This is a genomic window from Bartonella senegalensis OS02, assembly GCF_000312545.1.
GTDB classification, from domain to species: Bacteria; Pseudomonadota; Alphaproteobacteria; order Rhizobiales; family Rhizobiaceae; genus Bartonella; species Bartonella senegalensis.
The window spans coordinates 50,582-71,287 of record NZ_HE997544.1 but is presented as its reverse complement, the minus strand read 5'-3'; the positions used below and the strand labels follow the sequence as shown (position 1 = coordinate 71,287).

Genomic DNA, 20,706 nt, shown 5'->3' with positions numbered 1-20,706 from the left:
AAAATGTCGTTACCGTACTCTGTCAAGTACGCGTTTACATTCAATTAACTCAAACAGTGTTTCTTGCAACAATGCTTTATCGGTTTTATCTTTATAAATATTAACAGAACCGATAGATGCTTCCGCCTCACTCCTCATAAAGCTCAAAAGTCCAAAAGAAGACTTTTTAGGCTTACTGCTATCGAGTTCAGAAGTTTTTTCCCCCTGTTTTTTCTCTATGACAACATTCATAGCATCGAGATCGCCATTACCAAATGCTGTAACAAAAGCAACACCGTTCTCTTTCAAAAGACGTTGCACACCTTTTATCGTATAACCCTGATCATACAATAACTGCTTAATACCATTGAGCAAATCAACATCAATCGGCCGATAATAGCGCCTTCCACCACCACGCTTCATCGGCTTAATTTGCTTAAAACGTGTTTCCCAGAATCTTAAGACATGCTGTGGAAGCTCTAATAACTCGGCTACCTCGCTAATTGTGCGAAAAGCATCAGAGCTTTTATCCATTTTGCAACACCCTATCTCAAACCCTACAAACGATTCTATAACAACTCATTCAGTTTCAATTTTTCAATCATATTGGTCAAAAATAGGACCACATTTGACTCTATTTAAACTAAAAAGCCCTTTTCTTAAAACGGAATGGACAATTCTATTTTATACAATTTTTTAAACAAATACCAAACATTGTAAGAGTGTTTATTCATGGGGTATTGTTTTTTGTCTTGCACGATGTGAATCTAGAATTCTTTGTTTCAACACATTTGCCGCCTTAAATGTCACTACACGTCGCGGTAATATGGGCGCTTCGACACCGGTTTTTGGATTACGTCCGACACGTTCATTTTTTTTGCGAACTTGAAAAGTCGCAAAAGAAGATAATTTAACGACTTCACCCCTTACAAGTGAATTGCAAATTTCATCCAAAACCAACTCAACCAAAGCGGCTGATTCTGTATGTGACAAGCCCACTTTTCTACAAACTACGCTGGCTAAATCTGCACGCGTTACTGTCTTACTTGTCATTTTAATCACCTATTCAAATATTAAAAATTACAAAATGATTTATACGTTTTATTCAAATATGGTCAAGCGACTATCTTCTACCAGCGAATAAGAATTGCTCCCCATGTAAACCCTCCTCCCATAGCTTCTAACATGACAAGATCTCCTTTTTTAATTTTTCCATCACCAATAGCCGTTGCCAAAGCCAATGGGACAGATGCTGCAGACGTGTTACCATGTTGATCAACGGTAATGACCACTTTATCTATGGAAATTCCTAATTTTTTAGCTGAAGCTTCAATAATACGTTTATTGGCCTGATGAGGGACAAACCAATTTAATTGTGAAGAATCTATACCAACAGCTGTAAAACACTCATCAACCACATCGGTTATCATGCCAACCGCATATTTAAAAACTTCTCGCCCTTCCATACGTAAATAACCAGTTGTTTGCGTTGTTGAAGGACCACCATCAACATACAGTTTATCCCTATATGCACCATTAGAGCGCAATTTCGCAGATAATATGCCACGCTCAAAAGCAAAACTGCCTTCACTTTCTTGTGCTTCTAAAACAGCTGCACCCGCACCATCACCAAACAAAACACATGTCGTACGATCTTGCCAATCTAAAATTCGAGAAAATGTGTCAGATCCGATAACCAAAATTCTTTTAGCTGCTCCACAGCGTAAATAAGCATCTCCTGTTGTTAAAGCAAAAATGAAACCAGAGCAAACAGCCTGAATATCAAAAGCAAATCCATGGCTCATTCCTAAAGCATGTTGAATTTCGACAGCAGAAGCAGGAAAAGTACGGTTTGGCGTTGAGGTCGCCAAAATAATACAATCGATATCTTTAATTGTTAGACCAGCATTTATAAGTGCAGCCCGAGCAGCTTCTACTGCTAAAGAAACGGTCGTTTCCTTTTCATTGGCAATGTAGCGTTGACGTATTCCTGTACGCTGAACAATCCAAGAATCTGATGTTTCTACAAACTCTGCAATTTCATCATTAGACAAACTTTTCTTGGGTAAAGCGCCTCCTATACCACACACAACAGATCGAATCATTTGCCGCAAACCTTTTCCTGAGATTTTTCATTTATGCTAGCAATTTTTGTCATATAATCTTCTCATTCTCTGTAGCTTCATCTTCTTTATCAAAAAGAGCTTTTTTGTTCTCATGAAAGCGGCGCAAATCAGCAGTTATTTTTTTCAAAAGTCCATTATGAACCATTTTATAACCAATGCGAATAGCTGAAGCAAAACCATCAGCATTAGCGCTCCCATGACTTTTTATAACAATACCATTCAAACCTAAAAGCACTCCGCCATTCACCCTATCGGGATCCATCTTATGCTTTAATGTACGAAAAGCACCCCGTGATAAAAAATAACCAAGAGATGAAAAAAAAGAGCTGCGCATAGCGCTGTTTAAGATTTCCCCTATCTGCCGTGCAGTACCCTCTGCAGTTTTTAAAGCAATATTACCAGAAAATCCTTCCGTGACAACAACATCTACTGTTCCTTTTCCAATATCATTGCCTTCAACAAATCCTTTATACTCTAGCCCTTCTAATTGCACTTCACGCAATATCATTCCCGCTTTTTTGATTGCATGAAGACCTTTAACCTCTTCAACACCCACATTCAAAAGCCCAACACTTGGTTTTTCAGTATGATAGAGAGCACGAAACATCCCCGCTCCCATAACAGCAAAATCAACCAACTGGCTCGCAGATGCACCAATCGTTGCACCAATGTCTAAAACAATACTTTCACTCCGAAGTGTTGGCCAAATACCCGCGATTCCAGGACGTTCAGCTTCTGCCATCATTTTCAAACAAAAATAAGACATTGCCATGAGTGCACCAGTATTACCAGCGGAAATGCAAACATCAGCTTGACCATTTTTTACCGCTTCAATTGCATGCCACATCGATGATTTGCCTCGCCCATTGCGAAGTGCTTGGCTTGGCTTTTCATCCATACGTGTATAACTTTCTGTATGACAGAAGCACGACATAGAAGCCAAACAAGGGTATTTTTTTAAAACTGGCTTAACAGCTTCCTCTAAACCATAAAATAAAAAATAAACATTTGGCAAATATTCTGTTACCCTTGCTGCTCCCGCAATAGTGGCTTCTGGACCATGATCACCACCCATGACATCTATAGAAATTCTAATCACGCCTGCCTACCCACATTTTTTCATCTACGCTTTTAAACTTATATTGCGATTTTTTGTATTGCGATTTTTTGCTATTAAAACCCTTCGAAGCATATTGGGCAAAATAGCTTCGCAAAAAATACTGTTTTTATAATAGTATACAATAGATATTTTTTTTTATGTTTTTACAATCACTTCCAATTTTTCAAAACAGAAAATGGCGATAATTTTTGCTCATCTTCATCTAAATTTTCAATCACACTCATGTGTGTTCCCTTTTTGCGCGGATAATGATTAATGGACAACTCAAAAAACTCTTCCATGACTGCACCAACATCAATTTTATCACCATGAAATACTTCTGGTGTATCTAGTCCCTCTGCATCTAAAAACAATTCACCTGTATCCTCTGATATTTTTGGCTTGATCAAATTTGAATCTTCAGGAACAAAAACAATCTCAATATTTTCGTGAAGCGTATTTTCTAGTGGCTCTAACGTGACAACGCATAATTGTACTATGCGCGCTTGCAATAAGCCTTTTACACGTACCCCACGCTTCTTCCAAGGTAAAATATAGAATTCTCCCTCACATAATTTTACTTCAACTAAATCATGATTTTTAGCTAAATGTGCACACTCTTGCTCATCTGCACGGATATGAACTGTGAGACCTTTAGCAGGTAGAGAACGTACTGAAATTGGATAAGCCAAAGCAAATGTCATTTGAGAAATATTGCGAACATTCATTGGCAACTCCAGAATATAAAGGAATATAAATATTGTGCTTTCATTTAACCAAAGTACATTTCATTCATTTTTTTCTTTTCTAAAGAAATTCTGTATGGCATAATCCGTTTTATAACAGGGAAACTCAATGTAAGCTATGGCAGATTAAGCTCAAATGAGAAAAAACTTGAGGTTGCCTTCTTGTCATACGTCTAAGTGTAAACTTACATCTAAATATAAAAGGGAGATGTCATTGTTACAAGTGCCCCACAGAGTGGCTTCAATCAAACGTAAGTTATTGATTGGTCTGTTAATAGCAAACATGGTAGCAATTGCTGGGTGTAGTCTTATTGATTCCTCAGGTTCAACAAGCCAGATATATAAAGAAGGTTATATTCTTGATAAAAATGCTCTTGATTCCATTTCTGTTGGAGCAAGTCAGGAGCAAGTTATTTTAGCTTTAGGAACCCCTTCTCTCAAAACAAAATATGATAATGAGGTCTTTTATTATATCTCACAAACCCGGTACCGTGGGATGCAGTTTATGAAAACAAAAATTATTGATCGTAAAGTTTTAGCCATTTACTTCAATAAAAATGATCAGGTGACTAAAATAGCTAACTATGGACTACAAGATGGTCAAGTTTTCGATTTTATCGCGCAAACAACACCAACCGCAACCAAAGAACAGCCTTTCTTAATCCAGATCATTAAAGGTCCTGCACATTTACCAACCCATAACTAAGTTGTGATAATCTTTATGGAATTGTGATGATATCAGGTCTGCTTCTATTAGGGCCTGATAGTACAGCTTTTCTTAACCCAGATTATTAGTTGCTATTTTAACGTTATTTTCAGAAGCGGACTTTTTTCGCCACACTATCAAGAACTGCATTGACCAGTTTCGGCTCATCGCCTTCAAAAAATGCCTTTGCTATATCAACATATTCACTCATCACAACAGCGAGAGGTACATCTTGACGGTTAATCAACTCCCATAAACCTGCACGCAAAATTGCACGTAATATAGAATCAAGACGGGAAAGTGACCAGTCTGCAGAAAGCTGTTGATGCAACAGAGGATCAAGCTGTTTCTGATCTTTTACAACACCCGTTATAATAGCTAAAAACCACTGAACATCAGCATCAAGGTACTGATCTCCATCAATATTTTTTCCTAAACGGTAAGCCTCATATTCAGCTGCCGTTTCCATGACACCAGAACCAACTATATCCATTTGATAAAGCGCTTGAACTGCAGCGAGTCTCGCTGCTCCACGTTTATTGGCTAAACGAGGAGAATATTTGCCTTTTTCATCAACCATATTGAATGATTTCTCCAAATCTCTTCTTTAGAGCGATCATACATAAAGCAGCTTCAGCAGCAAAACCACCTTTATTTTTTTCATCCTGTTTTGCACGGACCCATGCTTGCTTTTCATTTTCAACGGTCAAAATACCATTCCCGATAGCTAAATGCTTATGGACTGTCAAATCCATTAATGCACGACAAGAATCATTAGCAACAATTTCAAAATGGTAGGTTTCGCCCCGAATAACACAACCAAGTGCGATATAACCATCATAAGAAACCTCACTATTTTTCTCGGCAAAAGCTATTGCAGCCGGTATTTCTAATGCTCCTGGAACTGTTACTATATCATAGCTCGCTTCGGCTTTTTGCAAAATATTCACCGCACCTTTAAGAAGCGCATCAGAAATCCCATCATAAAAACGTGCTTCAACAATCAATACATGTAGCTTTTTAGGTATCTCTATTGTCATAATGGAAATTCCATAAAAATAAATAAAATCAAGATTATAGAATAAAAATAAAAAACTATAGGTGACTTTTAGCTTATTGATCTGTTATTCTAAAGCCAGAAAATTTTGCGGCATAACGAGCAAGTTGATCAATTTCTAAATTGACCAAATCTCCAATTTTAGCCTGTCCCCAAGTCGTCACTTCAAGTGTATGGCGAATAATAAGAACATCAAAAATTTGACCTTCAACAGAATTAACCGTCAAAGATGTTCCATTAAGTGCAAGAGAACCTTTATTTGCAATAAAAGGCATGAAACGCTTTGGTACTTGTAGAAAAAACGAATTGCATCACCTTCGCTTTTTTGATCAATAATCTCAGCCAAACCATCAATATGACCAGAAACCAAATGCCCGCCCATCTCATCACCCAATCGCAATGAACGTTCTAAATTAACAAATGTTCCTTTTGTCCATTGTGCAAGATTAGTCAAACGCAACGCTTCTTCCCACGCCTCCACAGAAAACCAATTGCTTTTCGTTTGCTGTTTTGATCCTCGCTCAACAATTGTGAGACAGATCCCTGAACAGGCGATTGATGCACCAATTTTTAAGCTTTCCAGATCATAAAGTGTGGAAATGTTAAACCGCACTCCCTGCTTTAAAGATTGAACATCTTCAACACACCCGATATCTGTTACAATTCCTGTGAACATAATGTCTTACGCCTCCATTTATAAAAACGGTCTTTTCCAAACATTCTTGTTTCCACCTCATGAAATTGCGAGAGATAATTCCCCAAATAAGGGGCTTCAATACGATCCTCTCCTAAAATAACGGGTGCATAAAAACATATCAAATGGTCTACACAACCAGCACTTAAAAAACTTTCTCCCGTCTTTACGCCTCCCTCAAGTAAAATGCTATTGATTCCACGTTGATAAAGCAGCTGTAAAATAGCAAGAGGCGACATATTACCATTATTCATTTCTACTGAATAAACAGATACCCCACACTGTTCCAGTGCGATTTTTTTGCTTTTCTTTGAAAAGTTCCCATCACAAATAACCCATGTAGGAATTATTTTTGCTGTTTGAACAACTTTTGCGTTGAGTGGAATGCACAAATCTGTATCCAAAATAATACGTATAGGAGATCGCACTTCCATTCCTGGCAAACGGCAATTTAATTGTGGGTCATCCGCTAATATAGTACCAATACCAACAAGAATAGCATTATTTTGAGCACGGAGAATATGAGTATGGATATGAGAAGTCATTCCACTAATTTTTATTCCACCCTGCCCCTTTTTTCCCACACCATTATCAGCAGAAATTGCCATTTTTAAAGTGACTGAACAGCGTTGCTGCTTTTTTATACACCAATAGCCACACAAGGCTTCAAAGGCTTCTTTAGCCAAAACCCCCTCAACAACCTCAATGCCAGCCGCGCGCAAAAGAGCAACACCACGGCCATCAACCCTTTTATCTAAATCGGTAAGAGCAATAACGACCCGCGAAATACCGGATTTGATGAGAACATTTACACATGGTGAAGTTTGGCCATAATGGGAACAAGGCTCTAAAGTGACATAAGCAGTGGCACCACGTGCCAAAGGACCAGCCATTTGCAGAGCTTGTACCTCAGCATGTGGTCTGCCTTGGATGGCTGTCACACCATAACCAACAATAGAATACCCAATATTTTCATCGTTCCGTGCGATTATTGTACCAACAGAAGGGTTCTCACCAGTCAGTCCGACATGACGCTCTGCCAAACGGATAGCTGCAGCCATAAACCGCTCATCTTGCGCTTTTTTATTCATCAAAACAAGATTCTGTATCCGTTATACCCTTTGACAACTCGTCTATAACATCGTGAAAATCGCTTGCGTTACGAAAATCTCGATAGACGGAAGCAAAACGAATATAGGCAATATCATCAATGCTTTTCAACGCTTTCATCACAAGATGCCCAATTTTTTCCGAAGCAATTTCTGGTTCTCCTAAACTTTCAAGCTGACGTACAATGCCAGAAATAACGCGTTCAATATAATCTGGATCAATATCGCGTTTACGCACGGCTATCTCAACTGACCGCATTAACTTATCACGGTCAAATGGCTCATATCGACCACTTTTTTTAGAAACCAAAAGCTCACGCAGCTGAACACGTTCAAAAGTCGTAAAACGGCCACCGCACACGGAACATACACGCCGACGACGAATGACCGTCCCTTCTTCTGAAGGACGCGAATCCTTAACCTGTGTATCCTCATATTGACAGTAAGGACAGCGCATCTTTTTTCACGCCTTTAACAAGTGCGAAGATAAGAGTAAAGAGGAAACTTACTTGTCATATCTTCCACCTTTTTCCTAACAACCATTTCAACAGCATTATTGTCCTTATCACTTTTTGCTTGCCCCAAACCATCAAGAATCTCTGAAATCATATGAGCAATTTGAATAAACTCATTTTCTGAAAAACCACGTGTTGTCGCAGCAGGTGAACCAAGACGAATTCCAGATGTTACAAATGGTGTTTCAAGATCAAAAGGAATACTATTTTTATTGCAGGTAATATGCGCACGCCCTAAAGCCAATTCGGCACGTTTTCCGGTCACTTTTTTGGAACGCAAATCAACCAATAATAAATGATTGTCCGTACCGCCAGAAACAATATCAAAACCATTACTCTGAAGAGTTTTTGCTAAAATTTTTGCATTGTCAACAACATTGGCACTATAATCTTTGAAGGCAGGTTGCAAAGCTTCCTCAAAGGCAACAGCTTTAGCTGCGATCACGTGCATTAAAGGACCACCCTGAAGACCAGGAAAAATTGCTGAGTTAATTTTTCTAGCTAAAGTTTCATCATTTGTTAAAATTAAACCACCACGAGGACCTCTTAGTGATTTATGCGTCGTCGTTGTCACGATATGCGCATGGGGAACCGGTGAAGGATGAACACCACCAGCGACCAAACCAGCAATATGAGACATATCAACCAAGAGATAAGCACCAATCTCATCTGCAATCTCACGAAACTTTTTCCAATCCCATAAGCGAGAATAAGCCGATCCACCTGCTATAATAAGTTTGGGTTTATGTTCTTTTGCAAGACGTTCAACAGCCTCCATATCAAGAAGCTGATCTTCTTTACGCACACCATAGGAAACAACCTCAAACCATTTTCCTGACATATTGACGGATGAACCATGGGTCAGATGACCACCGGAATTCAAATCCAATCCCATAAATTTATCACCAGGCTTTAGTAAAGCTAAAAACACAGCTTGATTCATTTGGCTACCAGAATTAGCTTGAACATTTGCAAAATTAGCATCAAAAAGTTTTTTAGCTCTTTCAATTGCTAAATCTTCAACCACATCAACAAATTGACAACCTCCATAATAGCGCTTTCCTGGATAACCCTCCGCATATTTATTGGTTAAAACTGACCCTTGCGCTTCAAGAACTGCTCTTGAAACAATATTCTCTGAGGCAATCAATTCAATTTCATATTGTTGACGCTCAAACTCTCCCCTGATTGCATCAAAGATTGCAACATCAGCCGTTTGTAAACTATCATTAAAAAAGCGCTTTTGTGTATCATTTGCTTGCTTGGTCATAAAATACGTTCCTAAAATAAAAAAGAAAGTAACGAACGATAACATAGCAAGCCATACAGACCAAATATTTTAAATTGCTTTCATCTAAAAAATATAGCAAATATTAGCCTTATTTTTTGCAATCTGCTCGTTTTTTCGCCGTTTAAAATAAAATTCTAGTTTTGCAAAAATAAATAATGCAAAATGAATTCCACCTCCATCTTCCTATTACAGAATTTTTTACAAGAAAGAAACCGCCCCTTTAAGAAATTCAATTATCTATGCTGATTTATAACGTAACAAACTGTATAGGAGAGAAAAATTAATTCAAGGCAAAGAGAAAGAGAATGGCAACAAAAGTTTTTATTGATGGTGAACATGGAACAACCGGTTTACAGATACAACAGCGACTAGCAAAGCGTTCAGATTTAGAATTACTCTCTCTTCCTCATGGAGATCGGCATAATAGTGATATTCGAAAAGACTATCTTCATCAAACAGACATTGCTATTTTGTGTCTTCCAGATGAGGCAGCACGCGAAACAGTCCACTGGCTTAAAAAAAATAAAAAATTAGAATTATTGACAGCTCAACAGCTCATCGTATTGCCCCAAACTGGGTTTACGGCTTTCCTGAAATGACAGCTGGACAAAAAGAACACATCCAAGCAGCACACTATGTAACCAACCCCGGATGTTACCCTACCGGTGCAATTAGCTTAATTCGCCCCTTACGTGAAGCAAGCCTCCTAGATGCTGATTATCCAATATCGATTAATGCAATATCTGGCTATACTGGTGGCGGTAAACAATTAATTGCGCAAATGAAAAATCAATCTCGGCAGGATGACATTCGAGAAAATTATTTCATCTATGGTCTCAATCTTAAACACAAACATGTGCCAGAAATTAAAACCTATGGACAAATCAATCACACACCCGTTTTTGTACCAAGCGTTGGTCGTTTTCCTCAAGGAATGATTGTCAATATCCCACTGCATCGCCGTTTATTTACAAAATCAATCAACCATTCTGATCTACGAGAAATTCTCATGGGCCACTACGATGGGCAAAACATCATCTCAGTTGCATCACAAGAAGAAACTGATTCGCTTAGCAAACTCAATCCAGAAGGCTTAGCACATAGAGACGGTATGAAACTGTTTGTTTTTAGCAATGACAGCGAAGGAATTTTTAACCTCTGTGCTCTCTTCGATAATTTAGGAAAAGGCGCTTCAGCAGCTGCAGTTCAAAATCTCGATTTAATGCTGTCACAGAGCTAAATTTTCCTTAAGTCCAGGCTGCTACTCAACAGCACGATACGCTCCTTTTGTTGCTCGCCAATGTGCAACCGAAAAACACAAAATTGTTAAAGCGACACTTTGATGAATAAGCCCCAAACTTATGGGAACTTCATGTAACAAGGTGAGAATACCCAATAGTGCTTGAATAATGATCATAACACATATAAAAAATGCGCGACGAGAGTGCGTTGAATGTGGAATATTCTTTTGCACATATAAAACGTGAATAATTGCCACGACAAACAAAAAATAAGCAAAAAAACGGTGGACAAACTGAACTGTCAAGGGATTTTCGAAAAAATTGAGCCAAATGGGCTTATGCTGCAATAAACCATCAGGAATGATCTGACCATCCATAAGAGGCCATGTATTATAAATTTTTCCGGCGTGAAGCCCTGCAACCAAAGCACCTAAATAAATCTCAATCAAAATAAGGACAACAAGCCAACCGGCAAAATATTGAATTCTTTGAGTTGCTGGTTTTTCTGAATATTCTGTAAGCCCTCGAGATAAATAAGTAACAAAAATAATAACAAAACATGCCGTTATAAGGTGAAATGCCAAACGATATTGGCTGACACTTGTCAAGTTGCTTTGGCCAATACCTGAAGCCACCATCCACCAACCAATAAACCCTTGAAACGCGATAAGAATCGGTACAATGGTAAGCTGAAGCAAAATATTTCTTTCAATACGTTTGATTATCCAAAACCAAATTAAACCCAATAAAGCCACAAGACCAACAAGACGTCCAAGAACACGATGCGCCCATTCCCACCAGAAAATAACCTTAAATGCGCTTAACGTCATATCATGATTAAGCAGCTTATATTGTGCTATCTGTTGATATTTTAAGAACTCCTCTTGCCATTGTTCTACACCAATTGGTGGAATGACACCGTGAATTGGCTTCCATTCCGTTATCGATAAACCTGATCCTGTCAAGCGGGTAGCACCCCCTACTAAAACAATTGCCAAACAAAGCAATAAAATAGAATAAAGCCAAATTTGAATTTGTTTTCGATTTTTCTTCTGCAAGGGTGTTAAAATACTATTGTCCAATCTTTTTACTGCCATCTCTTTTTCCCCCACATCTCTCTCTAACTGCGACTCATTTCAAAATTTAAACATCAAATTTTAGCTCTTTAATGTGTAGTGCAACTTTTACACAAGGATACAATTGTATTTTATATCACAAATAAATTATTGATCTATTATATCTTTTTAAGGGTGAGAGATTCTAGAATAAAAGTGAGGGAATAGGATTTTCTAACATTCCCTCTAAAAAGCCTTGTTAGAGAAGAAATATTTCTTGTGATTCTAACAAATCCTTTTGACATTTTCCTCGATTATTGCGTGTAATCAATAACTTTAGAATAAAAAAATCTTGCTGCATTTCTTGCTTCCTAAATGAAGTGAAAAACTAGAATCGTCTGCTTTTACCGCGAAATAAAAATCATCAAAACTACCAGAACTATAACATCTCGTAATATAGCAATGATCAAAATCTTCCTTGAGTAAACAATCAGACAAATAATAATTAATCGACGCAATACGCTGTGCAGTCACATCATCATCAGGAAAATCAATAACATCCTTCTGAAAACTAAGATCAGGTTTTTTTACTTTATTTTTTCTACGATAATGATAGCTGCTTGTGAGAAGATCATTAAAAATTTTTTGCCATTGAAGATTCGTTTCTGAAGTTAAGAAGCAATCCTGTTCTAAGCTTGCATCCCCATTATGATGGGTTTTTAAAAATCTAATTCTATCAGGTACATCAAACATAGACCTTCCTTAACTTTTGGTTAACCACCTTTTCAAATGTGTGAGAATGTTATCCAGCGCCTTCATAAAGCGGGCAAGATCAATGACAAGTAAAAAGAGAAAAATACTATCCACTGACTTCAATTAAACCGTCCTCACCAACAAACCCATCAGGGCTTGCACCGACCATTTCTATTGTAGAATGTTGGATGAAACCACATTTTATGACTTTTGTGTCATAAATGAATGCATATCTTTCAGTGCAGCCTCTTCATATTCAACACGTCATTGCATAGCAGACGTTGTATAAGACTGGCTTATTTCACCTGTTAATCGCTCTGTTATGAGTTTGATTTTGTATTTCTCATATTTGCTTGTAAGTTTTCCTTTTGCTATTTTACTGAGTCATTGTAAATGTTTGAAACGGTGGCTTTCCCCAATCTTGCTTGAAACCACTCTGCCGTTCTTTGTTGCATTTCACACCGCCTTTTGCTGTTGTGTTGGTGTATATTCAATATCTTGGATGTGCATATATTCGGCATCTTGTATAAGTGCATCTATTTGCTTTTGTTGTGGGAAAAATTGTTCTTTTTGAGCCTTTTGTTTCTCTTTCAAAAGATGCAGTACCGTTTATGCTTGTTGATCAGATATATCATCAATTTTTTTGACTTTGACATAATCAAAAATCTTTGCTTCTTCTGCTCTAATTTGTACTATTGGAACTCTGATTTCATTGAGCTGCTATGGAAAAACCTTTTTAATAGGTGTGTTCCTACCTGTATCACCTTATTGATTGTCATCTTTTTTGCTTATGCCATTAAAGTGTCTAAAAGATATCTGCGTGTGTAGGGAGCTATGGAGCTAACTGATTGTATCTCTGATTTGTTTTCTTTTGCGTCAATGGGAAGTTTCCCCTCTGTTGATATGTCTCTTCCAAATGGATGTTTTAAGGTCATTTCTACAGTTATACCATTTAACCTCTGCTTTGATACGAGAAAGTAAAGCGGTATTTTGCAAGAATATCCTTTACAGCATCAATATACTTGATCAAGCTTAGGCACATATTGGCTATTTGTATGGATATTTGTAGCATTTTTTTGTATTTTTTGCTATTCTCTTTGCATAGCCAAAAGATCATGAACAAAATTTGGAAAATTTTGTCGTTCTATTTCTTTTTCTTGTAATACAATGAGATGGTCTATATCGACATCATTTTCTAAAACTCTGGTTAAAATCAGTTTCATAGCTGTAGGTTTAATTTCGTAATTGTTTGTTTTTCTACTTCTGTTAAATTGGTGTTTTTTCACTCATCTTGATTTACTCATATTTGCACACAACTCATCCTTGGCATGAATCACGCTTGTGTTAAAGTTGGTGTTTTGTTTTTACAGATTGTACAACCCGATCAATTGGAATGCTTTTTATATATGTTATATATGCACAATGATCAGAATATAGCGTTAACAAAAAAGATTCATTTATAGTATCATTTCAAATCAAGTGCATGCAAATCGTTTCAATTCATATAAAAATGCAAATTTAAAGCAAATTTTAATATAGTTTCACGCTTGTCACACTGCATCTACCTTTTCATGCCAACGAGATAAAAAACATTCCAAATGATATTTATGACTTTTGCTATAAAAACCAAACTTAAGAGCAATCTATAATCTATTTTTTTCTACCTGAATATAGAAAATAGAGAAGCATATAAATACAACCCTAAATCAGTATAAACGCGTCTTATTTTTTGAAAAAAAAATGCTATTTTTTTCCAAAATAAAGTATGATTACTAGGATAGGTGGGTATAATAACTTTATTTAATAAAGGATTAAAATTTTTACTAAAAAATAAATCTTTTTTAGTAAAATTATAAACAATAATAGCAGGTCTTTTTCCCTGAGAAACTATATGATCAGACGCTTTTACAACAGGAGAAAAACATAAATAAATTGTACATATTACAAATAAAAATCTTATATTCATAGCTTTATATTTAAATAATAATCTTCTCTAATAATATAGATTGAATTTAATATTAATAACATTATGTTTATAATATATTGAGAATGATTCTATTTCAAGAAAAAATAAATTCTATATTGAAATACTTATTATATTCTATTTTTATGCCACGATAAGTGTGGAAGAAATCCGAATTTAGAGATAAATTATATTAAGATTATTTTTTAAGAAAAAGTTTATGAATTTTCTTACAGAATAATAACAGTTTTCATGATCTTTATTTAAAATGTCAGCTGGATTTTTAACGATAATATCAATCCCCATAAAGCATAAAAAAATAAAATGCTTATCAATGCTATTTTTGCACTTTCATCTCTTTTAGGTAATAACAGATATCACTATACGGCACCTTTTTTGAGTTAAGCATTTGGATAACAATAATAAGATCTTTTTATTCTCCATATCTTCTCTCCATTAAAGCACAAAGAGACAAGCTCAAAAACTTTATCATAGTCTCTCTTTTTATCTTTATACGTACCGCAAGACAAAAAAACATTTAAAATAAAAGAACTAGCCTTTCTTTGAAGAAATAAGAGGGACAGATTTTTTAACGGTAAGTGCGACAAAAGATGCAATAAATACTTTTAAACAACCACCAATCAGAAAACCTGAGGAAGCTAATAAAACCTTCAGTAAAGACACTTTAGTAATATATGCTGTCCATGGTATTCCAAAAGCATAGACCACCCCTATACCACCTACTGCATTTATTACGATTAATGTTATAAAATTTAACCTCTGCCAAAATAATTCAACCATAAAGCCAATAAAAAATGCAGCAAATGGAAAACCTATCAGATAACCAGCAGACGCTCCTGAAAAGACACCGATTCCACCACGACCACCAGGCAATAAAGGCAGTCCAATAGCAACAAGCACAAGGAAAAGAAGCGATGCTAAAGCTCCTCTTTTTGCCCCGAGTATCGATCCAGCTAACATCGGCCCCATAGATTGAGCTGTAATAGGAACCCCAAGAAGGAAAGGAAGAGAAATGGGAGGGAAAAGCCCCAACACGGCATAAATAGCAGCAAATAAAGCAATATAGGTTAAATCTTTTGTATTCATTGGATAATTCGATTCTTTTTATTATGAAAAATTTGTGTTACTCTCAAATGTTGTATCAACAATATCAGCATTATAAGAACGAGCCTCTAATGCTTCAGCAACTTCTGATGCCATTCTTATAGTTCTTATAATTAAAGGTATTGCAAGAGTTGCAACGTTTGTATTAAATCCACGTGCGCGTTGTGCTTCACGCACTTCATTGAACTTTTCACTCAAAAGAGGAATAAATCTGATTGCCATAGAAATAACCATACTTAATTGTAGTGGATTTATACCAAAGCAACGAAATGGCTGAAGCCCTGCCTCAATTGAAGCTATCATATCTGAAACTCTTGTTGTGAATGAAATAAGTGATGATAAAGAAAAAAGAATAACAAGGCGTAATATGACCTCAACACCTATAAGCCAATGAACAAAAAGAGCTTGAAATACAAATATAAGGGCTAAAAACAACCCCATCGATTTAAACTGTTTTATCACAGTGTTAAAAGGAATCTTGGCTACTGCGTAAAATAAGATTACGAATAATAAAAGTATTACCAAAATAGGTATAGATGAAACCATTAATATAGTAGTTCCACCACCCATAAGAAAAAACAACTTAAGACCTGGTTTTAACTTATGGATAAAGGTATCTCGTGGAATATATAAACCAATCATGACATTCTTCTTATATATTCCTTGATAGCGACCAAAGGTATATCATCAACAACTATCTCCCCCTTATCAAAAACCAGCATTCTATCAAAATTTTCCAGAAACTCCAAATCATGCGATACAACAATCGCCGTTTGTGATAATTCTTCTATAACTTGTGTAATACGCCGCTTGTTTCGCAAATCAAGTAATGTCGTCGGTTCGTCAAAAACAATATAGTCTGGTTTCATTGCCACTACACCGGAAATAGCGATCAGCTGTTTCTGTCCACCACTTAATAAATGTACTGCGTGATTTCTGAAACTTTGAAGATCATAGCGCTGTAAAATTTCATCTACACGCTGCTTAATTTCTTCTTTACTTAGTTTTAAATTTTTGAGACCAAAAGATAAATCTTCTTCCACTAGTGGTAAAATAATCTGATTATCAGGATTTTGAAAAACAAATCCTACTTTACGCTTTACTGCTTTTGCATCGCGCTTAGTATCAAGCCCATCAACACTCACAAAACCATGAGACGGTAGTTGCAACCCATTGATAAGACGCACAAACGTACTTTTTCCAGAACCATTCGCACCGATAATGGCAACTCGTCTTTCAGTAAGCTGTACGTTAATATTGCTCAAAACACATAAATCACCAAAGACTTGTGTTACTTTATCAAACTTTATAATCCCCAAGATTTATTCCAATCAATCCCTTTTATCACCTCTTTTATCGTTATCGCTTAAGTTTATAGCCTAAAAATAAAAACAAGCACCATAGAGGAATAATAAGAACTGCCAAACTCATATCAGGCATCTGCATAGGGATATATGTTTCAATAAAAAGCATTCTTATTCCTATCATATCAAAAAGCCAAGTCATTAACCCATTTGTCCCAAAGCCACTTACAAACATAATGCAAAATAATAAAGCAAAAAAGCAGAGACAAAGATAATTAGCGTAAGGATATAAACCAAACGCATAGATAAAGTCTCCTTTTTTGTTCTTATGTGCCTTTCTAAATTTCAAATGAACAATAATAATAATAGCCCAAGTAATAACAGCTGCGGCAGTTGCAAGAGCTATGATCCGCATAAAACTATTATCAGGTACAAGAGCATTAATGACAACGATTATCGCCGCACAGAATGATGAAAAAAGGGTAGCAATATAAGGAACACGAGCAGTACTCAGTTTACTGAAAATCTGTGGAGCATTTTTTTGTATAGCTAAACTATAAAGCATACGACCATTCGAATAAATGCCACTATTGTAAACAGAAATAGCAGCCATAATGACGACAAAATTCAAAATATGATCAGCAGCTGGGATTCCTACAGTCTCAAAAATTGTAACAAAAGGACTACCGTTTTTTCCAATCATATCCCACGGGCTGATTATCATAATAACGCTGATAGAACCGATATAGAAAATTATAATCCTCCACATAACTTGACGAATAGCAGCTGGAATTGTTTTTTGTGGATTAGATGCCTCTCCAGCAGTAATACCAATAAGCTCTGTTCCTCCAAAAGAAAACATGACTACAGAAGTCGCCAAAACAACCCCTATTGCTCCATAAGGAAAAAAACCGCCATGATCCCAGAGATAATGAATACTCGCTTGATTTTCCCCTACTCCAGTGACAATGAGAAAAATCCCAAAAATAATCATACCAATAACAGCAGCAACTTTGATCAAAGCGCAAGCAAATTCAAATTCTCCATAAAAACGAACATTAAACAAATTAACGAATGTAACCAACAAAAGAACAATGAAGGATGACTTCCAATGATCAATCAAAATCCAATGATCAAGGTAAAACCCAATCACTGTAAGCTCAGTCATGCTCACAAGAATATAAAGAAACCAATAATTCCAACCTGTTATGAAACCCGCTAACCTCCCCCAATATTTATAGGCAAAGAAACTAAAAGCTCCTGAAGATGGTTCTTCTACTGACATTTCACCAAGCATGCGCATAATGAAATACATGATAAGCCCCCCAACAAAATAAGCTAAAATGGCTGAAGGACCAGCTAATTGAATTGCCTCTGTTGATCCATAAAAAAGCCCTGTCCCAATAACGCCACCCAAAGCAATCATTTGAATATGGCGATTTTGAAGGTTACGCTTCAATTCAGTATTCGTATCATTAAGCACTATTCCTTACCCCCCTTGATATTGATTTAAATCTTTATAAAAAGGCTGATGATATCAGTTAAGATATTTTAAAAAAAAGAAAATAAATTTATTTTTCTTATCATAATGCAACCTCTTGTCTTTTTATGCATTATGCGATTGTTCCGTTTAATTATAGGAAAGATATGCTGCGCCCTTTACTTAAATTAATGGCTTTCATTTTCGTTACGCTTACACTCATAGTATTAGCCATTGATAGTGTCCACTCTCTAAGCACATCCCATTGGACAACAACGCCTCTCAATACAATGCTCGCGAATCTCCTACAAACAGATATCTCTAGACTTAACCAATCTATAGGTCATATCATGCCACCTTTCCTATCTTCAATTTGTATTACTTCCATGTGCTTACCAGGATGGTCTATTTTAGGAGCTTTATCAATAGGATTTTGTCTCTTGAATTATAAAAAACCAAAACCTTTTCAAAAAAAATCGTATATATAAAAGCAATAATTTGATATTAAAGGCGTTCTTCTAAAACCCATTTTTGCCAAACATAACCGACAAATCTTGAAAACTGTATCCTACTAACTTAAAAGCCACCTCATTGAAAAGTATCTTATTATGAATAGAACACAATCTCATGATTGCTATAAATTACTAAGTCAATAATATTACTTATTTTCGTCAATAAAAATATTCAACAACTCAAACTTCAACGACAACCCATCTGTGTGAAAAATCTGTACGAAAAAACCGAGTCTTTTAAAGTGAGCTACAATTCTCTATAACTTCTCATTGATCTACTAAAAAGCTTCCCGCTGTTTTTTAGTAGTGAACTTTTATAGAAAAAATGCACTCATAAATAACAACATACTTTTTAATGAAAATGATGAGAATATGGCGCTTGCAAAAATCATTCCCCCAAAAGACTACAATAACAGTTAAAGAGCTTCGGCATAATTGGGACCTTTTTACGCGTCACCCTTTGAAAAAAGGATACATTTTATTAGAAAAACTTAAAAGCTTCAATAAAAGTAAAAGATGTGCCTATTCGTGAAAAAATAATGCAACAATATTTTTAGAAAAAATCTGTTCTTCTAAATCGGGAAATCGCCTCGTTAAGATATTAACTTTTTTAGATATTTTCTCTAAACTTTTCCTTTGATCAATTACCACACAAGAAAGTTGCTCAAGCAATTTTTCTTGATGTGCCAACTTTATTTCTAGTGCTGTCAGTCGATTTTCATCTGACACAATTTTCGTTACTCCATCTTAAATAAAAATATGTCTAATTGTATCAAATTGTTTGTTTTACTTCTTCCTATTAGAATAGCTTTTCTATAAAATAATACACAAAACTTACAGTTCTATCATAAAAACTGATAGCAGTTTTTCATTCACCAAAGAGCTTCGCAAAAAAATCCCTTTCCAATAAAAAGGGTACTGTACAAAAATATCTTAACTCTATTTTTTATTTCTCAAATGCACTTTTATAAAGCTTCTAACATTGAATGCAATTGTCAAGTGAGAAAACATATTATCGACGATTTTATAGTCTCAAGATCAAAAAATATTGTTCTGCATTTAAATTCAGCAAACTATTTTCTACATCAATAACTGCAGAATCTTATAAATTATCGAACAAAATGCATACTTGCTTTTGTACATTCTTTTGGCTATTACCGTTAAAGTAATTTTTATCTGCTTTATACGCCGCATTAGCTCAGTTGGTAGAGCACATCATTCGTAATGATGGGGTCGCTGGTTCGAATCCGGCATGTGGCACCACTTTTTGTTTTTAGTGCATTGAAATATATAGTTTTTCTATTTAATTCTCTGTCTTTAGACCACCTTTCAGTCCACCTATTGTAGTTTATACAATTTTACCTAATTTGTTGTTATTTGCTCCGTATTTTTCTCTGGAGTAAAAGCTAAGATCTCTTTCTTTCTCCACCTCACTGCTCTCCCTAGCTTGTATGGCTTTAGAAATACCCCTTGAAGCACCCAATTGCGAATCGTTTTTGTTGATACACTAAAAAGCTGAGCACATTCACGGGTTGTTACATATCTATCGCCATCATCAAATATCATCTCATTACCTTTCTATTTTTTATGTTATGTCAATGAATGGGGTGCTCCGGAGGAGAAAGCACCCCCATAACTTCAAGCAGCTTGTATCGAAATCTTCTTCATGCCTTGTTCTATTTCCTCCAAGAATATCTCGACTGCTTGATTGATTTGTTGAATTTGTTCCTCATCATGATCCACGCGTTTAATTTTCATGCGCAAGTGAGATGATCTACCTACAAAATGCGGATTATAACTAATGAAATGACACCATTTACGCCCCGTACAAGCCATTTAAAATTGCATTTGTGCGATATATTCAGGTTTGATATTGCCATCTATAAAGAAGCGTAGATGGTGAACTGATTGTGGGCATTTGACCTCAACTAAACCTTCTTCACCAACAAAG

General features: G+C 36.0%; 20 protein-coding genes, 1 tRNA gene and 5 pseudogenes. 4 read left to right on the top strand and 22 right to left on the bottom strand.

Annotated features, from left to right (window positions below; all coding sequences use genetic code 11):
* Positions 1-9 precede the first annotated feature (9 nt).
* From BN200_RS07825 to BN200_RS07805, 5 genes are all read right to left on the bottom strand, one after another.
* Entirely contained in the window at positions 10-513 is a 504-nt protein-coding gene (locus BN200_RS07825) for a MerR family transcriptional regulator (protein WP_019222006.1), read from the bottom strand.
* A gap of 192 nt (positions 514-705) precedes the next feature.
* Positions 706-1,032 (bottom strand): integration host factor subunit alpha, encoded by a 327-nt coding sequence (locus tag BN200_RS07820; RefSeq protein ID WP_019222005.1) that lies wholly within the window; start codon positions 1,030-1,032, stop codon positions 706-708.
* 77 nt (positions 1,033-1,109) lie between these two features.
* Positions 1,110-2,084 (bottom strand): beta-ketoacyl-ACP synthase III, encoded by a 975-nt coding sequence (locus tag BN200_RS07815; RefSeq protein WP_019222004.1) that lies wholly within the window; start codon positions 2,082-2,084, stop codon positions 1,110-1,112.
* 49 nt (positions 2,085-2,133) lie between these two features.
* Positions 2,134-3,204, bottom strand: coding sequence for a phosphate acyltransferase PlsX (gene plsX / locus BN200_RS07810; RefSeq protein WP_034989398.1), 1,071 nt, complete (start codon positions 3,202-3,204; stop codon positions 2,134-2,136).
* A gap of 170 nt (positions 3,205-3,374) precedes the next feature.
* Positions 3,375-3,932, bottom strand: a complete 558-nt coding sequence (locus BN200_RS07805; RefSeq protein WP_019222002.1) for a YceD family protein — start codon at positions 3,930-3,932, stop codon at positions 3,375-3,377.
* A gap of 226 nt (positions 3,933-4,158) precedes the next feature.
* Between BN200_RS07805 and BN200_RS07800 the strand changes: the two genes are divergently transcribed.
* Positions 4,159-4,656: an outer membrane protein assembly factor BamE gene (locus BN200_RS07800; protein ID WP_154645994.1), complete on the top strand. Its 498-nt coding sequence runs from the start codon at positions 4,159-4,161 to the stop codon at positions 4,654-4,656.
* Between the two features lie 109 nt (positions 4,657-4,765).
* Here BN200_RS07800 and nusB read toward each other — a convergent pair whose 3' ends face one another.
* The 6 genes and pseudogenes from nusB to glyA form a co-directional block, all read right to left on the bottom strand.
* On the bottom strand, positions 4,766-5,236 hold the full coding sequence (gene nusB / locus BN200_RS07795; protein WP_019222000.1) for a transcription antitermination factor NusB: 471 nt from the start codon (positions 5,234-5,236) through the stop codon (positions 4,766-4,768).
* Positions 5,229-5,696 (bottom strand): 6,7-dimethyl-8-ribityllumazine synthase, encoded by a 468-nt coding sequence (locus BN200_RS07790; protein WP_019221999.1) that lies wholly within the window; start codon positions 5,694-5,696, stop codon positions 5,229-5,231. Before BN200_RS07790 ends, nusB begins: the two co-directional genes overlap by 8 nt.
* Positions 5,697-5,769: 73 nt before the next feature.
* Positions 5,770-6,389: pseudogene (locus tag BN200_RS07785) on the bottom strand (riboflavin synthase).
* A complete protein-coding gene (gene ribD / locus BN200_RS07780) occupies positions 6,371-7,498 on the bottom strand; it encodes a bifunctional diaminohydroxyphosphoribosylaminopyrimidine deaminase/5-amino-6-(5-phosphoribosylamino)uracil reductase RibD (RefSeq protein ID WP_019221998.1) in 1,128 nt (375 codons plus the stop codon). The pseudogene BN200_RS07785 and the gene ribD overlap by 19 nt, the downstream one beginning before the upstream one ends.
* A complete protein-coding gene (gene nrdR, locus BN200_RS07775; protein WP_019221997.1) occupies positions 7,491-7,973 on the bottom strand; it encodes a transcriptional regulator NrdR in 483 nt (160 codons plus the stop codon). The genes ribD and nrdR overlap by 8 nt, the downstream gene beginning before the upstream one ends.
* Positions 7,974-7,987: 14 nt before the next feature.
* Positions 7,988-9,301: a serine hydroxymethyltransferase gene (gene glyA / locus BN200_RS07770; RefSeq protein ID WP_019221996.1), complete on the bottom strand. Its 1,314-nt coding sequence runs from the start codon at positions 9,299-9,301 to the stop codon at positions 7,988-7,990.
* Between the two features lie 326 nt (positions 9,302-9,627).
* Here glyA and argC point away from each other — a divergent pair.
* Positions 9,628-10,562: pseudogene (argC, locus tag BN200_RS07765) on the top strand (N-acetyl-gamma-glutamyl-phosphate reductase).
* A gap of 21 nt (positions 10,563-10,583) precedes the next feature.
* On the opposite strand, the gene BN200_RS07760 reads toward argC, so the two are convergent.
* The 8 genes and pseudogenes from BN200_RS07760 to BN200_RS07720 form a co-directional block, all read right to left on the bottom strand.
* Positions 10,584-11,675, bottom strand: coding sequence for a COX15/CtaA family protein (locus tag BN200_RS07760; protein WP_034989395.1), 1,092 nt, complete (start codon positions 11,673-11,675; stop codon positions 10,584-10,586).
* A gap of 279 nt (positions 11,676-11,954) precedes the next feature.
* On the bottom strand, positions 11,955-12,371 hold the full coding sequence (locus tag BN200_RS07755; protein WP_019221994.1) for a hypothetical protein: 417 nt from the start codon (positions 12,369-12,371) through the stop codon (positions 11,955-11,957).
* 115 nt (positions 12,372-12,486) lie between these two features.
* A pseudogene (locus BN200_RS09815) lies at positions 12,487-12,826 on the bottom strand (YqaJ viral recombinase family protein); the annotation flags it as partial.
* 1 nt (position 12,827) lies between these two features.
* Positions 12,828-13,653, bottom strand: a pseudogene (locus tag BN200_RS09810) (ERF family protein); the annotation flags it as partial.
* 1,233 nt (positions 13,654-14,886) lie between these two features.
* Positions 14,887-15,441 (bottom strand): biotin transporter BioY, encoded by a 555-nt coding sequence (locus tag BN200_RS07735; RefSeq protein WP_019221990.1) that lies wholly within the window; start codon positions 15,439-15,441, stop codon positions 14,887-14,889.
* A gap of 21 nt (positions 15,442-15,462) precedes the next feature.
* Positions 15,463-16,101: an energy-coupling factor transporter transmembrane component T family protein gene (locus BN200_RS07730; protein WP_019221989.1), complete on the bottom strand. Its 639-nt coding sequence runs from the start codon at positions 16,099-16,101 to the stop codon at positions 15,463-15,465.
* Positions 16,098-16,778: an energy-coupling factor ABC transporter ATP-binding protein gene (locus BN200_RS07725; protein ID WP_019221988.1), complete on the bottom strand. Its 681-nt coding sequence runs from the start codon at positions 16,776-16,778 to the stop codon at positions 16,098-16,100. Before BN200_RS07725 ends, BN200_RS07730 begins: the two co-directional genes overlap by 4 nt.
* A gap of 40 nt (positions 16,779-16,818) precedes the next feature.
* Positions 16,819-18,189 carry an amino acid permease gene (locus BN200_RS07720; protein ID WP_425277067.1) on the bottom strand — a complete coding sequence of 457 codons (1,371 nt, stop codon included), beginning with the start codon at positions 18,187-18,189 and terminating at the stop codon, positions 16,819-16,821.
* A 221-nt stretch (positions 18,190-18,410) separates the two neighbouring features.
* Between BN200_RS07720 and BN200_RS09805 the strand changes: the two genes are divergently transcribed.
* Positions 18,411-18,731 (top strand): hypothetical protein, encoded by a 321-nt coding sequence (locus BN200_RS09805; RefSeq protein ID WP_081585556.1) that lies wholly within the window; start codon positions 18,411-18,413, stop codon positions 18,729-18,731.
* Between the two features lie 546 nt (positions 18,732-19,277).
* Here BN200_RS09805 and BN200_RS07715 read toward each other — a convergent pair.
* Positions 19,278-19,484, bottom strand: a complete 207-nt coding sequence (locus tag BN200_RS07715) for a SlyX family protein (RefSeq protein ID WP_019221986.1) — start codon at positions 19,482-19,484, stop codon at positions 19,278-19,280.
* A 458-nt stretch (positions 19,485-19,942) separates the two neighbouring features.
* Between BN200_RS07715 and BN200_RS07710 the strand changes: the two genes are divergently transcribed.
* Positions 19,943-20,018 (top strand) — tRNA-Thr (locus BN200_RS07710).
* A gap of 99 nt (positions 20,019-20,117) precedes the next feature.
* Here BN200_RS07710 and BN200_RS07705 read toward each other — a convergent pair.
* Both BN200_RS07705 and BN200_RS07700 read right to left on the bottom strand, forming a co-directional pair.
* Complete coding sequence (locus BN200_RS07705) at positions 20,118-20,321, bottom strand: helix-turn-helix transcriptional regulator (RefSeq protein WP_019221985.1); 204 nt, start codon at positions 20,319-20,321, stop codon at positions 20,118-20,120.
* A 72-nt stretch (positions 20,322-20,393) separates the two neighbouring features.
* Positions 20,394-20,706: pseudogene (locus BN200_RS07700) on the bottom strand (YqaJ viral recombinase family protein); the annotation flags it as partial.

Bases quoted from the DNA above. Each gene is read 5' to 3' on its own strand.
- BN200_RS07825 (WP_019222006.1), bottom strand. From the start codon at position 513: ATGGATAAAAGCTCTGATGCTTTTCGCACAATTAGCGAGGTAGCCGAG.
- BN200_RS07820 (WP_019222005.1), bottom strand. From the start codon at position 1,032: ATGACAAGTAAGACAGTAACGCGTGCAGATTTAGCCAGCGTAGTTTGT.
- BN200_RS07815 (WP_019222004.1), bottom strand. From the start codon at position 2,084: ATGATTCGATCTGTTGTGTGTGGTATAGGAGGCGCTTTACCCAAGAAA.
- BN200_RS07805 (WP_019222002.1), bottom strand. From the start codon at position 3,932: ATGAATGTTCGCAATATTTCTCAAATGACATTTGCTTTGGCTTATCCA.
- BN200_RS07800 (WP_154645994.1), top strand. From the start codon at position 4,159: ATGTCATTGTTACAAGTGCCCCACAGAGTGGCTTCAATCAAACGTAAG.
- nusB (WP_019222000.1), bottom strand. From the start codon at position 5,236: ATGGTTGATGAAAAAGGCAAATATTCTCCTCGTTTAGCCAATAAACGT.
- BN200_RS07790 (WP_019221999.1), bottom strand. From the start codon at position 5,696: ATGACAATAGAGATACCTAAAAAGCTACATGTATTGATTGTTGAAGCA.
- ribD (WP_019221998.1), bottom strand. From the start codon at position 7,498: ATGAATAAAAAAGCGCAAGATGAGCGGTTTATGGCTGCAGCTATCCGT.
- nrdR (WP_019221997.1), bottom strand. From the start codon at position 7,973: ATGCGCTGTCCTTACTGTCAATATGAGGATACACAGGTTAAGGATTCG.
- glyA (WP_019221996.1), bottom strand. From the start codon at position 9,301: ATGACCAAGCAAGCAAATGATACACAAAAGCGCTTTTTTAATGATAGT.
- BN200_RS07755 (WP_019221994.1), bottom strand. From the start codon at position 12,371: ATGTTTGATGTACCTGATAGAATTAGATTTTTAAAAACCCATCATAAT.
- BN200_RS07735 (WP_019221990.1), bottom strand. From the start codon at position 15,441: ATGAATACAAAAGATTTAACCTATATTGCTTTATTTGCTGCTATTTAT.
- BN200_RS07730 (WP_019221989.1), bottom strand. From the start codon at position 16,101: ATGATTGGTTTATATATTCCACGAGATACCTTTATCCATAAGTTAAAA.
- BN200_RS07720 (WP_425277067.1), bottom strand. From the start codon at position 18,189: ATGATTGCTTTGGGTGGCGTTATTGGGACAGGGCTTTTTTATGGATCA.
- BN200_RS09805 (WP_081585556.1), top strand. From the start codon at position 18,411: ATGCTGCGCCCTTTACTTAAATTAATGGCTTTCATTTTCGTTACGCTT.
- BN200_RS07705 (WP_019221985.1), bottom strand. From the start codon at position 20,321: ATGATATTTGATGATGGCGATAGATATGTAACAACCCGTGAATGTGCT.